This window comes from Flavobacterium sp. Root901 (genome assembly GCF_001429765.1).
In the GTDB taxonomy this organism is placed as follows: domain Bacteria; phylum Bacteroidota; class Bacteroidia; order Flavobacteriales; family Flavobacteriaceae; genus Flavobacterium.
Window position 1 is genome coordinate 333514 of the sequence record NZ_LMJB01000001.1, and the last position, 13965, is coordinate 347478.

Consider the following 13965-nt stretch of genomic DNA (forward strand, 5'->3'; position numbering starts at 1 on the left):
AAATATCGTTGCATAAGCTTTAATTCATCCTTACAGCTGTAAATTAATCTTTATTCCCGGAGGAAGTGTCAATAGTCCAAAAAAGAAATTTAAAGTTTTGGCACCTTCTTTCTTTTTGCTTTCCAAATTGAGATATATACACCACAAGAGGATAACCATTAGGTTATCATTCCTCATTTCTAAATAATTAATCCTGATTTTCATATGCAGTATTTATGCAAAAATGTTGTAAATGTTTTGCTTTGTGGGACTAATGTAGATGTGAAGAATGCATAAAAACAAGAAAACCCGCTAAAAATAGCGGGTTTGTAGTGTGAACGCAGAAGGATTCGAACCTTCGACCGCCTGCTTAGAAGGCAGGTGCTCTATCCAGCTGAGCTATGCGTCCATTATTTTTAAAACTTTATCGCTTAAAGTTTTTAGTCGGGGTGGCAGGATTCGAACCTGCGGCCTCCTGCTCCCAAAGCAGGCGCGATAACCGGGCTACGCTACACCCCGAGGCAAAAATTAAGCGGAGAGACAGGGACTCGAACCCTGGCGACGGTTACCCGTCGACAGATTAGCAATCTGCTCCATTACCGCTCTGGCACCTCTCCAAGCTCAAGGAAACGTGTCCTATTTTGCGGTTGCAAATGTAAGACAACATTATATTTCTCGCAACTATTTTTTCGCTTTTTTTAAATTTTTTTTCATCTTTTTTTTAAAACACTTCACAATCAAACGAATAGAATTAACAAAAATTTCATCTTAAATTTAAAATCCTTCCTATTCAATACAAAATTTGAATTTATTCAAATAAACAGTAAATTTGCTTGATTAACTAATATTAAACAGAAAATGAACAAAAGAGTTGTTATCGTTTCTGCCGTTAGAACACCTATCGGAAGTTTCATGGGAGGGTTATCTACCGTGCCCGCACCAAAATTAGGCGCTGCCGCTATAAAAGGAGCCCTTTCAAAAATTAACCTGGACCCAAAATTAGTTGATGAAGTTTTCATGGGCAATGTAATCCAGGCAGGCGTTGGACAAGCTCCGGCTCGTCAGGCTGCGCTTTTTGCAGGATTATCAGATGAAGTTGCTGCCACAACAGTAAACAAAGTCTGTGCTTCAGGAATGAAAGCTGTAATGTTTGGCGCACAGGCAATTGCTTGTGGTGACGCTGAAATCGTAGTTGCCGGCGGAATGGAAAACATGAGCTTAATTCCACATTATGTGCAAATGCGTGCAGGAAACAAATTTGGTCCGGCTACAATGCTTGACGGAATGCAAAAAGATGGTTTGACAGATGCTTACGATAACAACGCAATGGGAGTTTGCGCTGATTTATGTGCATCAGAGTATAAAATTACTCGTGAAGAACAAGATAATTTTGCTATTCAGTCTTATGAAAGAAGTGCAAAAGCGTGGGATGCTGGTAAATTTGATAATGAAGTAGTTCCTGTTGAAGTACCACAAAGACGCGGCGAACCCATTATATTCTCAAAAGATGAAGAATATACGAATGTAAAATTAGATAAAATCCCTTCATTAAGTCCTGTTTTTACAAAAGACGGAACTGTAACTGCAGCAAATGCTTCGACAATTAATGATGGTGCAGCCGCATTAGTTTTAATGTCTGAAGAAAAAGCAAACGAGCTGGGATTAAAACCTTTAGCCTTCATAAAAGGATACGCAGATGCTGCACAAGAACCAAAATGGTTTACTACAAGTCCGGCAAAAGCGCTTCCAAAAGCTTTAAATAAAGCGGGAATTGCAATTGAAGATGTTGATTATTTCGAATTCAACGAAGCATTCTCAGTTGTGGGTCTTGCCAATTCAAAAATCTTAAACCTTGATAACGATAAAGTAAACGTAAACGGTGGTGCAGTTTCATTAGGACATCCTCTTGGTTGTTCAGGAGCTCGTATCATTGTAACTTTACTAAATGTTTTAGAACAAAATAATGCTAAAACCGGAGCTGCAGCTATTTGCAACGGCGGCGGCGGAGCATCTGCAATTGTTATCGAAAGAGCTTAAATAATATTAAATCGGGAGTTGTTAAAAATCAACTCCTGATTTTCAACTAATACATTACCTAAATGTTCGGAATCTGCAATCTTGCCATAGTACCCGTTCGATCTGAACCAAGTGACAGAAGTGAAATTGTTACGCAGCTTTTATTTGGTGAACACATCGAAATTTTAGAACGTCAAAATCAATGGGCGCGCATAAAAATTCACTTTGATGATTATGAGGGCTGGGTAGATTCGAAACAATATCAGGTAATTTCTGAGCAGCAATACAATCAATTAAGTAAAGAAGCCATAATTCTAAATGCAGATTTAATTGATTATATCACAGCTCCGGATAATTTACTGCTGCCAATTCCGCTTGGCGCGTCTTTAACCTTTTTGAACAACAACGAAATCAATACTTCTAATTTTGATTTTGAAGGAACAAAAACCAGCGGTATAAAACCTAAAAGCGCACTTATAACCACAGCTTTTATGTATTTAAACGCACCTTATTTATGGGGAGGTAAAACACCTTTCGGAATCGATTGTTCCGGTTTTACGCAAATGGTTTACAAATTAAACGGATATAAAATTCACCGCGACGCATCGCAACAGGCATTAGAAGGCGAACCTTTAAGTTTTATTGAAGAAAGTGAAGTTGGAGATCTTGCCTTTTTTGATAACGATGAAGGAAATATCATCCATGTGGGAATTATTATGGAGAACAATTACATCATTCACGCAAGTGGAAAAGTACGCATTGACCGTTTAGACCATTTAGGAATTTACAATCCGGAATTAAAGAAACACACACACAAACTTCGTGTAATTAAGAAGATTATTTAATTGTTTTAAATAGCAAAATTTGTGTTTTAAGCACTAATACGAATCGTCTTTCTAAACTCAGATGGACTATTTCCTCTCTGCTTTTTAAAGAATTTATTAAAGTGGCTTTCATCTGTAAAACCGAATTCATACGCAATTTCGTTAATTCGTTTGTCGCTGAATTGTAAACGATGTTCTATAAGTTTTGTTTTATAATTACTGATATATTGCTGCATGGTTTCACTGGCATGTTTCTTAAAATAACGCCCTAAATACGTATTCGAAATCCCAAAATAATCACTGATAGATTCTGCTTTAATTTTTTCAGGATAATAAATATTCGTCTGAATGTATTGCAAAATATCCATCGCTCTTGCTTCAGAACCTACATTTATTTGTTCCGGTAAATATTTTGCAATATTTCTCGCCACTATAATAATCAGTGTATTAACTAGTTGCTGAATCAATTCCTGATTATACACATCTTTATCCTGATGTTCACGACAAATCGCTTCGATCATTACTTTCACCAAACATTTATCGGCATCATTTTTTAAAATACAACCCGGCTGGTGATTGGCATTTTGCAGAATATATTCTAAACGCTGGATACTTTCATTTTGCAGACTCGAATTTTTCAAGTAAATATCATTAAACCTCAAAAAGAAAAACTTGGTTTGGGTCTCAATTGTAAAATTATGACAGTCTTCCGGCGTCAGTAAAAACATATGACCTGCATCATATTCAAAAATATTTTTGTTAATACACTGTGTTCCGGTTCCGCTTAAAATATAAACGAGTTCAAAAAAATTATGACGATCTCCAACATCTGGATATTCCTCTAAAGTTTCAAATGAAACGGTAAATGGCTCGTATAGATTTTCTTTTTTCATAATCTGCAAATTAATTGAAGATGCAAATATACCTAAAAAAGACAAATATATACAATTTATCAGTTAATAAAATGGTATAATTTTGTCAAATAATTTTTAGACATCAATTTTAACATCATGGAATATAGAAAATTAGGCAGCTCGGAGCTTGAATTATCAACCATAACGTATGGCGCATTTGCCATTGGCGGAAACATGTGGGGCGGTAACGAAAAAAAAGATTCAATCGATTCTATTCATGCATCAATAGACCACGGCGTAACTACAATTGACACCGCTCCTTTTTACGGATTTGGTTTAAGCGAAGAAATGATTGGCGAAGCTTTAAAATCTCAGGATCGTTCAAAAGTACAATTGTTAACCAAATTTGGTTTGGTTTGGGACGGAAGCAATAACGGAAAAGGTGATTTCTTTTTTGATGCCGATGACAACGGAAAAAAATTACCAATCTATAAATACGCTTCGAAAAGCAACATTATAAAAGAAGTTGAAGAAAGCTTAAAACGTCTTCAAACAGATTATATTGACTTATTGCAAATTCACTGGCCGGACTCCACTACTCCAATTCAGGAAACTATGGAAGCTATGGAAATTCTTATTCAACAAGGAAAAATCAGAGCAGCCGGAGTTAGTAATTACAATGCCGAACAAATTAAAGAAGCACAAAAAACAATTCAGTTAGCTTCGAATCAGGTTCCTTTTAGTATGTTGAATCAGGCAATCCAAAGTGATTTAGTGCCACTTACGATTCAGGAAAACATCGGAATCATTGCTTACAGTCCAATGGAGAGAGGTTTACTAACCGGCAAATATTTCACGGACAGCAAATTAAAAGAAGACGATCACAGAAATGGTTATTTTAGTCAGTTTGACCTTCAAAAAGTAAAAACTTTAGTCGAAGAATTAACTTCTTTAGCCCACGCCAAAGAAGCCAGTTTATCGCAATTGGTTTTACGATGGACGACTTTACAAAAAGGAATCACAATTGTTTTGGCCGGAGCAAGAAACGCAGAGCAGGCAATTTCAAACGCCAAAACAATGAATTTCGATTTATCAGCTTCAGAACTTGATTTCATTAATCAGGCTGTTTCGAAATTAAAATAACATCTAAACACATAGAAACATAGTTTTTAAAGTTCTCAAAGTTTGTCATTCACAGGAACGAGGAATCTTCACAAGCAACTCCATATAGTGAATTGCTAATCTTTGTAGAGTTTCTCTCGAAGAGTCCTCGTTCCTCGGAATGACAAGATTACGCAGACTATGTTTGTTTAAATAAGTGAAGCGCCTTTACAGACAATGAAAATCTATGTCTCTATGTGTTTCAAAAAAAATCTCAAAAATTAAATAATTAGAATTTGGGCGTGTCCCTCCGGGTCGGGCTTTCGGCTATATCTTTTTTTTTCGTTCCTCAAAAAAAGGATACCGCCTCAATCCCTCACGCATCCATTTTCAAAAGAACAATCATATAAAATGAAAAAAATATTTATCATAAACGGAAGTCAGAATTTTGCACATTCAGGCGGAAAATTCAATGAAACCGTAACAGACTGGACAATCGAATTTTTAAAAAACAGCAAGCAATTCGAAATTAAAACAACCGATATCAAACAAGACTTCGACTTAGACGAAGAAGTCGAAAAATTCGTTTGGGCAGATGTTGTAGTATATCATACACCTGTTTGGTGGTTTCAATTGCCAAATCTTTTCAAAAAATATATTGATGATGTTTTTACAGCCGGGCACAATAAAGGAATTTACAAAAGCGACGGAAGAACCAGAACCAATCCCGACATTAATTACGGAACCGGCGGACTTCTTCACGGGCGAAAATATATGTTAACTACAAGCTGGAATGCACCGGCTGCAGCCTTTACACTTCCCGGAGAATTCTTCGAAGAAACTTCTGTAGATGAAGGAGCTATGTTTGGCTTTCATAAAATGAATAAATTTGTAGGGATGGAAAAACTAAACAGTTTTCATTTTCATGACGTTGAAAAAGGTGCAACTGCAGAAAACATTGTCATCTTCAAAGAAAATTACACCAAACATTTACAAGAAACTTTTAAAACCTTATAATTATGATTTCTATCACCGCCATCATAAAAAGCAAACAGGAAAACATTGATGAAGTTAAAAATCTGATTCAAAATCTGGTTACACAAACCCGAAAAGAAGAAGCCTGCATTCGCTACGATCTACACGCAGCAGATAATGTTTTTATTATCTGGGAAGAATGGAAGGATCAGGCTGGTTTGGATATACATAACAGCCAGCCTTACTTACAGGAATTTATTCAAAAATCAGAAAGTTTAGCTGCTGCTCCAATTCAGGTTTATAAAACTGCACAGATATTATAGTTTTTTCAGCCACGAATTTCACTAATTTTCTTTTCCTGATTCAAAAAAGAATTCGTGAAATTCGTGGTAAAAAACCTTTGTTATTTTATCCCGCCAAAAGCACCGAAACACATATTTTTATGCAAAATTTCAACACTTTTAAAACCTGTTTTCTTCATTAAATCCAACTGGTAATTCATGGATCTGGGCGTATCTTCCTTTTCGATATAATCAAACACATTTTGACGGTATTCAGGACCGCCAATTCCTTCTAAATATTCGCCATATCGCTGCCATGTATATTCATTTAACAATTCCGTATCTTGCGTAATCAGGTCTGAAATCATCAAACAGCCTCCGGGTTTTAATAACCGGAATAATTTGGCAAAAGTTGTTTCCCAATCCTTATCATCTCGCAAATGATGCAAAACTGCACCGGCCAAAATAATATCAAAAGTATTTTCCTTTAAATCCACTTCGCGAATATCTCCTTGTTTAATTACAACTTCTCCGCTTGTTACTGCCGAAACCCTTTCTAAAGCTTTCTCTAACATTGGCAGACTTAAATCAACCAGAGTACAGTTTAAATTTGGCAATTTAGACAACATCATTAAAGTATAATTTCCTGCACCACAGCCAATATCCAAAACATTCTGAGCATTTGGAACAATTCTTTTAGAAGCTTCTGTAATTAATTCCAATGATATTTTGGCATCTATTGTAGATAATTGCCCGGTTTCTAAATTTGAAAATCGTTCGACATCGTTGTCAAATCTTTCCTGGATTTCTTGTGTAGTTGATTTTTTCATAATTTTTTGTTTTTAGTCTCTCGCAGATTTGGCAGATAAAGAAGACTACAAGTTTTAATAAAAATCATTTTAATCTCTTTAATCTATGGCAAAAAAATATCTGCTCAATCTGCCAAATCTTCGAGAGAAATATTTTTTATCAAAACTATCTCTTTCATAAATACTTTAAAAATACTATTTTTATCATTTATCTATACTTTAAAAGTATCATGGAATTACGTCATTTAAAATATTTTCTGGCTGTAGCCGAAGAACTAAACTTTACCAAAGCCTCTGAAAAACTATTTATTTCGCAGCCGCCGTTAAGCCGCCAGATTATAGAACTGGAAGAAGAACTTCATGCGAAACTTTTTATTCGGAACAATAAAAAAGTAGAACTTACCGAAGCGGGAAAATATTTTAAAAAAGAAGTGACAGCACTTTTTCAAAATCTGGAACATATTTCTGTGAAAACAAAAAAAATTGCAGAGAACATTTCCGGCGAGTTCAGAATTGCTTACATCAGTTCTATTTATCCTGCTGTTATTTCAGAATTAATAAAACATTTAAAAGAACAATTTCCGTATGTAAATTTCAAGCTTTTTGAAGTTCCTACAAGCAGACAGATTACGGCTTTGGAGTTGGGAAAAATCGAAATGGGAATTATTCGTTCTCCGGTAAAATCTCTAAAAATAAAATCGCATTTATGGTTTCAGGATGGATTTTCATTGGTTTACAATAAAAATACAGTTCAGATAAAATCTGAAAAAGAAATTATAAATCTCAAGGATGAAACATTTGTATTTTTCAATAAAGATTACGCACCGCATTATCATGAAGTTTTACTGGAACTTTGTGCTTTTTATGGCTTTACGCCGAAAATCATTCACGAAGCCAATAATATAAATTCGATTGTACAATTAGTAAAAAATGGATTAGGAATATCGATTGTTCCTTCCCATATTGTCAAAAACAATCAGGATCCGGAAATTGGTTTTATCGAACTGAAAAAAGTAAAACTTCAGACCGATGTTTCTATTATTACCTCAAAAGACGATTATTCTGAAATTACTAAAACCGCAGTCGATTTTTTATTGCATAAGTAGTTCTCTCTAAAATTGCTTTATAATTTAATCTCGCAAAGTCTCAGAGACGCTAAGTTTTTTTTAATATAGCGATCATAAAGTCTGTCATCCTGAGCAAAGTCGAAGGGCACACATGCTAAATTAATACCGAATGATATATAGTACGTATCCTTCGACTTCACTCAGGGATGGCCAATTGAAAAAGACTTTACGTCTCTGCGACTTTACGAGATTTTTTAGAGACTTTAATACAAAAAATTCGTTACAATTTAGTACAGAAATCCACATTATAAAAACAGAACTTTTAAATACCTTAGCAAATTAAAATTCTACACAATAAAAAATAATAAAATGGCTGAGCAATCTTCAATTCAGTGCCCAAACTGCGGAACTCCTATCGATGTCAATGATGTTTTAAAACATCAGCTTGAAGATAGTATCCGTAAAGAATTTCAACAAAAAGCTACAATCCAAAATAGAGAATTAGAACTTAAAAACGAGCAGTTAGAAAAAGCAAAAGCCGAATTTGAAGCTAAGAAAAAACAGGAAAACGAACTTTTTGCTGAACGTCTGGAACGTGAGAAAAAAACAGCCGAAAAAGAAATTTCTGAAAAATTAAAAGCCAAACTGGAAGAAGAAAATAAAGATCGCTTGCTTTTAATGGAAAAAGAGCTCTCTGAAAAATCTGAAAAAATCAGGGAATTGAATAAAATGGAAGGTGAAATCGCAAAACTTCAACGCGAAAAACTGGAAATGAAAGAAGCCATTCAGGCCGAAGCCGAAAAACAGCTGAATACACAATTGGCTTTGGAACGCGAAAAAATAAGAAAGCAGGAAGACGACAAAAACGAGTTAAAATTTAAAGAACTTCAAAAGCAGTTAGAAGAACAGAAAAAATTAACGGAAGAGATGAAACGCAAGCAGGAACAAGGTTCTATGCAGCTGCAGGGCGAAGTAATGGAATTAGCAATTGAAGAATGGCTGGCCAATAATTTTCCGCTTGACAGTATTGATGAAGTTAAAAAAGGGGCAAATGGCGCCGATTGCCTTCAAATCGTAAATACGCGCGAACATCAAAACTGCGGGTCAATTTATTATGAAAGTAAAAGAACAAAAGCTTTTCAGCCTTCGTGGATTGAAAAATTTAAAAACGATATTAGAACCAAACGAGCCAATATTGGCGTTTTAGTAACAGAGGTCATGCCTTCCGGAATGGAAAGAATGGGCATGCGCGACGGAATCTGGATTTGTACGTATGAAGAATTTAAAGGTTTAAGTGCCGTTTTGCGTCAGTCATTAATTCAGGTCAGCCAGGCTGTTCAGGCGCAGGAAAACAAAGGTGATAAAATGTCGATGCTCTACGATTTCCTAACCAGCAACGAATTCCGTCTGCAGATTGAAGGTATTGTAGAAGGTTTTACTCAAATGCAAAACGACTTAGATGCCGAAAAAAGAGCCATGCAGCGAATCTGGAAACAAAGAGAAAAACAAATTGAAAAAGTCGTTCATAATACTTTAGGAATGTACGGTTCTATTCGCGGTATTGCCGGAAATGCGGTTCAAAGTGTGAGGGCTTTAGAATTGGATTTTATTGAAGATGAGGACAAGGACGAAACTAAAGAATTATTGGAGTAATTAAGTTAGTATTGTCATTTTCCCTTTCGCAGAAATGACAATACTATCGCAGCCTGAAACAAAAACTTAATCTACCTTCTTAAAAACCAAAAGTTTAGCAGAAGGATTAGACAATGTTAATCTGTTATTTTCAATAGAATAACTTGTAGTGCTTTGTAAAGCTTTTGTGAATTCCCCTTCTTTATTTCCGGGCGCACAAGCCATTAAAGTGGAAATTACTTTAGAAAACCGAAGTAAATCTTTTTCATAAAAAATGGAACCACTAATAGCATTACAACCTCCGTATCCCATAAATTTATTTTCACTGGAATTGATTTCTATTCGTGGTAATTCTCTTTGAAAATCAGTTACAAAAACTTTAAAACCATTCAGTTCTTCCAGAACCCAGATATCATGCAGACGGTAATCGGTATTGTATTTTCCACAGCCGTCAATTTTTTTAGGCTCTAATTCCGAATTATTTTTAATCTCTATTGAAACTTTATAAGGAGATATAGCACCCGACATGGAGTTTTGACAATCAACCTGTTGAATAGTTATTGTGGCTGATGAAGTTTCATTGGTTACTTTATACATTTTGACATTAGCATCCATAGCTTTTACTGCATCAACAGACGGAAAAATAAGTTTTTCTTTTCCCGGAATCAGAGAAGTAAAAATGATGTTATCATTTCCCATTTTTAAACCCCAAAATGGTTCATTTCCGGTTGCTGTAAAGTAATATTTCATCTCATCTTCCTGAGCGCCGTATTCTGATATTGCTTTTGTATCTGAAGTTTTGTCTGCGGTAGACTTACAGCCTAATATTACAGAAAGTAAAAACAAAAGTGCAAGTATATTTTTCATAACGTTTTATTTGAAATACTATATTTTAATAAAAATACATGTAAAATTCTTATGAATTTACGACATTTTTCTGAAAAACTTATTTAGAATCTTTTCAAATTTAAAATAATTATTTGCCTCACAATTGACACAAAACCGCAATACGTAAAAGATTACGAACAAATACGTAGCTAATTCAAAACATAATTATATTAAAAACAATAAAAATACGTACTTAAATAAGTATAAATACTTATATTTGTGAAATAATACTTAATTCAAGAAATCATGATTAAAGTTATAGTAGTTGGAAACGGAATGGTGGGTTATAAGTTTTGCGAAAAGTTCATTGCAAAATCCGGACATGAAAAGTATCAGATTACCGTTTTTGGTGAAGAACCAAGACGTGCGTATGACCGGGTTCACTTAAGTGAATACTTTGGAGGTAAAACTGCTGAAGATCTTTCCTTATCAACCAAAGACTGGTATTCAGAAAATAATATCATACTCAATACATCTGAATTAATTACAGATATTAATCGTGAAGAAAAAACGATCCATACTCATTTAGAAAAAACACATACTTACGACTACTTAGTTTTAGCAACAGGTTCTTCGGCATTTGTACCTCAAATTGACGGAATAGAAAAAGAAGGTGTATTTGTGTATCGAACTATCGAAGATCTGAATGCAATTATGGCATATGCAAAAAAAATAAAACAAAAAGGAGCTACAGAAGCGGCTGTTCTTGGCGGCGGACTTTTAGGTCTGGAAGCGGCAAAAGCAGTCAGGGATTTAGGATTGAATCCGCATGTAGTAGAATTTGCGCCGCGATTAATGCCGAGACAATTAGACCAAGGCGCAAGTGATATGCTTCAGTCTAAAATTGAAGAATTAAATATTGGCATTCACCTTAACAAAGCGACTCAGTACATTGACGGAAAGGAATGCATAACAGGAATGATGTTTGCCAATGACGAATTGTTAAAAGTAGACATGTTGGTTATATCTGCCGGAATTAAACCCCGCGACGAACTGGCCAGAGTTTCAGGGCTTGAAGTTGGTTTGCGAGGCGGAATTGTGGTTAACAATCAAATGCAGACATCAGATCCTTCTATTTATGCCATTGGCGAAGCGGCACTTTACAACCAAAACATTTACGGACTTGTTGCCCCGGGTTACGAAATGGCCGATGTTGCTGCTGAGCAAATCTTAAATGGTTCTAAAACTATGAGAGAAACCATCGATATGTCTACACAATTAAAATTAATTGGTGTTGAAGTGGCAAGTTTTGGTGATCCTTTTATAGAAAATGAAAATGTTACGGCTATTATTTATGAAAATAAATTAAGCGGTATTTATAAAAGAATCAATGTTACCAAAGACTCTAAAACCCTTTTGGGCGGAATTTTAGTGGGCGATTCAAGTGATTACGGAGCGCTTTTTCAGATTTACAGCAATGCAATGGCGCTGCCTAAAAATCCTGAAGATTTGATTTTAGGTTCACGCGACGGCTCTGAAAGCTCTTCTTTAGGAAGCGTAATGGATTTACCGGATGCAGCTGTAATCTGCTCCTGCGAAAATGTTACAAAAGGCGCAATCTGCTGTTCACTTTTAGACGAAACTTGTTCCAGTTTTTCTGATGTTGTCAAACATACCAAAGCTGCCTCTGGCTGCGGCGGCTGTAAACCAATGGTTTCAGATTTAGTTAAAGCAACGCAAAAATCTTTGGGAAAAGAAGTAAAAGAAGTTATCTGCGAGCATTTTAGCTACACGCGTCAGGAATTATTCGACTTGGTAAAAATCAATAAATATGAGAATTTTTATGACGTTCTGGATCATCACGGAAAAGGCGACGGCTGCGAAGTCTGCAAACCAGTTGTGGCTTCTATTTTCTCGAGTATTTATAATGACACCGCAAATAAACATGTAACAACACAAGATACAAATGACAGATTTTTGGCTAATATTCAGCGAAACGGAACATATTCTGTTGTTCCGAGGGTTGCCGGAGGTGAAATTACTGCCGAAAAACTAATTGTAATTGGCGAAGTGGCCAAACAATTCGATTTGTATACTAAAATTACCGGAGCACAAAGAGTTGATTTATTTGGAGCACACTTAAGCGACTTACCAAAAATCTGGAAAATACTAATCGATAATGGTTTTGAAAGTGGTCATGCTTATGGAAAATCGCTTCGTGCCGTAAAAAGCTGCGTTGGAAATGCATGGTGCCGCTACGGAATGGATGACAGCGCCGGATTTGCGATTGAACTCGAAAACCGTTACAAAGGAATTCGTTCCCCGCATAAATTAAAAGGTGGTGTTTCGGCCTGTATTCGCGAATGTGCCGAAGCCCGTGGAAAAGATTTTGGACTCATTGCTGTTGAAGGCGGCTGGAATTTATATATCTGCGGAAATGGCGGCGCGAACCCAAAACATGCCGTTTTATTAGCTGAGAAAATAGATAAGGAAACCGTAATTAAATACATGGATCGTTTTTTAATGTATTACATCCGCACGGCTGGTCCGCTGATTCGTACTTCAACCTGGTTAGAAAAGCTAGACGGCGGTTTAGAATATCTAAAAGAAGTAATTATTGAAGACCGTTTAGGAATCTGCGAAACACTGGAAGCTGAAATGCAGACTCTTGTAAATACTTTCGAATGCGAATGGAAACAAGTACTTGAAAAACCAAGATTATTAAAACGTTTTAATCATTTTATAAACTCAGATGAAAAAGATGACAATATTGCTTTTGTACCCTTGAGAGAGCAAAAAGCTCCAAAAGCCTGGTCATAATTTAATTTTTAAACATATAGAATCATAGAATTGCTAAACTCAAAAAGACGTTTCACTTTCATTAACATACGTAGACAGCTATGTGTCAAAAACTAGTTCTTTTAATTCTATTTCACAAAAAACAAAAAACCTATGTCTCTATGTGCTTAAAAGAACAGCTCCAAAAAAAGAAAAAATAAATTAAATGTTTGCTGGCCTTCTTACCTTCTTTTTACTGCGCCATCAACTCTCTTAATTGTAAAAAGAGGGATAAGAAACAGCAATTAAAACAAAAAATATCATGGAAGAAATCTTAAATCAATACGAAACGGTTCATGCGGACAATGCGACAATTTGGTTCAAAGCTGGTAAAGTAGAAGATTTTCCAACCAACCGCGGCGGGTGTATCAAATATAAAAACAAACAAATTGCTATTTTCAATTTTACACGCCGCAACGAGTGGTATGCGTGCCAAAATGCTTGTCCGCACAAAATGGAAATGGTCCTTTCAAGAGGCATTACAGGATCTGCAGATGATATTCCGAAAATTGCCTGCCCGATGCACAAAAAAACTTTTTCACTTGTTAACGGTTCCAACCTTAACGGAGATGATTTTAAAATAGCAACGTATCCAATTAAAGTTGTAGAAGATGAAGTTTTTGTTGGCTTTGTTGATTAGTTTATACACAATTTTGTCATTGCGAGGAAGGAAGCAATCTCACTAACAATAATACTAATCTTGTCATTTCGACGAAGGAGAAATCTTCGCAAGAAACTCTACAATCTAGATCCAAAACTTT

General features: G+C 35.5%; 12 protein-coding genes and 3 tRNA genes. 9 read left to right on the plus strand and 6 right to left on the minus strand.

From position 1 onward, the window contains the following. Positions 1-314: 314 nt before the first annotated feature. From ASE21_RS01240 to ASE21_RS01250, 3 genes are all read right to left on the minus strand, one after another. Positions 315-388 (minus strand) — tRNA-Arg (locus tag ASE21_RS01240). 35 nt (positions 389-423) lie between these two features. Then, positions 424-498: transfer RNA gene (locus ASE21_RS01245), tRNA-Pro, on the minus strand. A 14-nt stretch (positions 499-512) separates the two neighbouring features. Then, positions 513-596: transfer RNA gene (locus tag ASE21_RS01250), tRNA-Ser, on the minus strand. A 241-nt stretch (positions 597-837) separates the two neighbouring features. On the opposite strand from ASE21_RS01250, the gene ASE21_RS01255 reads away from it, so the two are divergent. Together ASE21_RS01255 and ASE21_RS01260 are read left to right on the plus strand one after the other, a co-directional pair. Then, the gene (locus ASE21_RS01255) at positions 838-2016 is read left to right on the plus strand and encodes an acetyl-CoA C-acyltransferase (protein ID WP_057120741.1); all 1179 of its coding nucleotides are present in this window, start codon (positions 838-840) and stop codon (positions 2014-2016) included. A gap of 62 nt (positions 2017-2078) precedes the next feature. Further along, a complete protein-coding gene (locus ASE21_RS01260; RefSeq protein WP_057120742.1) occupies positions 2079-2840 on the plus strand; it encodes a C40 family peptidase in 762 nt (253 codons plus the stop codon). A 26-nt stretch (positions 2841-2866) separates the two neighbouring features. On the opposite strand, the gene ASE21_RS01265 is transcribed toward ASE21_RS01260, so the two are convergent. Next, positions 2867-3712 (minus strand): AraC family transcriptional regulator, encoded by an 846-nt coding sequence (locus ASE21_RS01265; RefSeq protein WP_057120743.1) that lies wholly within the window; start codon positions 3710-3712, stop codon positions 2867-2869. 117 nt (positions 3713-3829) lie between these two features. Here ASE21_RS01265 and ASE21_RS01270 point away from each other — a divergent pair, with 117 nt between their 5' ends. The 3 genes from ASE21_RS01270 to ASE21_RS01280 all read left to right on the plus strand — a co-directional run bounded on the left by ASE21_RS01270 (position 3830) and on the right by ASE21_RS01280 (position 6072). After that, entirely contained in the window at positions 3830-4816 is a 987-nt protein-coding gene (locus ASE21_RS01270; protein WP_057120744.1) for an aldo/keto reductase, read from the plus strand. Positions 4817-5185: 369 nt separating this feature from the next. After that, positions 5186-5791, plus strand: coding sequence for an NAD(P)H-dependent oxidoreductase (locus ASE21_RS01275; protein WP_057120745.1), 606 nt, complete (start codon positions 5186-5188; stop codon positions 5789-5791). A gap of 2 nt (positions 5792-5793) precedes the next feature. Then, the gene (locus tag ASE21_RS01280; protein ID WP_057120746.1) at positions 5794-6072 is read left to right on the plus strand and encodes a putative quinol monooxygenase; all 279 of its coding nucleotides are present in this window, start codon (positions 5794-5796) and stop codon (positions 6070-6072) included. 80 nt (positions 6073-6152) lie between these two features. Here ASE21_RS01280 and ASE21_RS01285 read toward each other — a convergent pair whose 3' ends face one another. Next, positions 6153-6860, minus strand: a complete 708-nt coding sequence (locus ASE21_RS01285) for a class I SAM-dependent methyltransferase (protein WP_057120747.1) — start codon at positions 6858-6860, stop codon at positions 6153-6155. A gap of 209 nt (positions 6861-7069) precedes the next feature. On the opposite strand from ASE21_RS01285, the gene ASE21_RS01290 reads away from it, so the two are divergent. Both ASE21_RS01290 and ASE21_RS01295 read left to right on the plus strand, forming a co-directional pair. Then, positions 7070-7945, plus strand: a complete 876-nt coding sequence (locus ASE21_RS01290) for a LysR family transcriptional regulator (RefSeq protein WP_057120748.1) — start codon at positions 7070-7072, stop codon at positions 7943-7945. A 330-nt stretch (positions 7946-8275) separates the two neighbouring features. Continuing rightward, positions 8276-9559 (plus strand): DUF2130 domain-containing protein, encoded by a 1284-nt coding sequence (locus ASE21_RS01295; protein ID WP_057120749.1) that lies wholly within the window; start codon positions 8276-8278, stop codon positions 9557-9559. A gap of 66 nt (positions 9560-9625) precedes the next feature. Here ASE21_RS01295 and ASE21_RS01300 read toward each other — a convergent pair whose 3' ends face one another. Further along, positions 9626-10405: an META domain-containing protein gene (locus ASE21_RS01300; RefSeq protein WP_057120750.1), complete on the minus strand. Its 780-nt coding sequence runs from the start codon at positions 10403-10405 to the stop codon at positions 9626-9628. 267 nt (positions 10406-10672) lie between these two features. Here ASE21_RS01300 and nirB point away from each other — a divergent pair, with 267 nt between their 5' ends. Then, positions 10673-13186: a nitrite reductase large subunit NirB gene (gene nirB, locus ASE21_RS01305; RefSeq protein WP_057120751.1), complete on the plus strand. Its 2514-nt coding sequence runs from the start codon at positions 10673-10675 to the stop codon at positions 13184-13186. Positions 13187-13466: 280 nt separating this feature from the next. Then, positions 13467-13844 (plus strand): nitrite reductase small subunit NirD, encoded by a 378-nt coding sequence (nirD, locus tag ASE21_RS01310; protein WP_057120752.1) that lies wholly within the window; start codon positions 13467-13469, stop codon positions 13842-13844. Positions 13845-13965: the final 121 nt, after the last annotated feature.

What these genes read in the sequence shown, in the direction of transcription:
- ASE21_RS01260 (WP_057120742.1), top strand. Translation starts at nt 2,079, where the DNA reads ATGTTCGGAATCTGCAATCTTGCCATAGTACCCGTTCGATCTGAACCA.
- ASE21_RS01280 (WP_057120746.1), top strand. Translation starts at nt 5,794, where the DNA reads ATGATTTCTATCACCGCCATCATAAAAAGCAAACAGGAAAACATTGAT.
- ASE21_RS01275 (WP_057120745.1), top strand. Translation starts at nt 5,186, where the DNA reads ATGAAAAAAATATTTATCATAAACGGAAGTCAGAATTTTGCACATTCA.
- nirD (WP_057120752.1), top strand. Translation starts at nt 13,467, where the DNA reads ATGGAAGAAATCTTAAATCAATACGAAACGGTTCATGCGGACAATGCG.
- ASE21_RS01295 (WP_057120749.1), top strand. Translation starts at nt 8,276, where the DNA reads ATGGCTGAGCAATCTTCAATTCAGTGCCCAAACTGCGGAACTCCTATC.
- ASE21_RS01285 (WP_057120747.1), bottom strand. Translation starts at nt 6,860, where the DNA reads ATGAAAAAATCAACTACACAAGAAATCCAGGAAAGATTTGACAACGAT.
- ASE21_RS01265 (WP_057120743.1), bottom strand. Translation starts at nt 3,712, where the DNA reads ATGAAAAAAGAAAATCTATACGAGCCATTTACCGTTTCATTTGAAACT.
- ASE21_RS01255 (WP_057120741.1), top strand. Translation starts at nt 838, where the DNA reads ATGAACAAAAGAGTTGTTATCGTTTCTGCCGTTAGAACACCTATCGGA.
- ASE21_RS01290 (WP_057120748.1), top strand. Translation starts at nt 7,070, where the DNA reads ATGGAATTACGTCATTTAAAATATTTTCTGGCTGTAGCCGAAGAACTA.
- ASE21_RS01300 (WP_057120750.1), bottom strand. Translation starts at nt 10,405, where the DNA reads ATGAAAAATATACTTGCACTTTTGTTTTTACTTTCTGTAATATTAGGC.
- ASE21_RS01270 (WP_057120744.1), top strand. Translation starts at nt 3,830, where the DNA reads ATGGAATATAGAAAATTAGGCAGCTCGGAGCTTGAATTATCAACCATA.
- nirB (WP_057120751.1), top strand. Translation starts at nt 10,673, where the DNA reads ATGATTAAAGTTATAGTAGTTGGAAACGGAATGGTGGGTTATAAGTTT.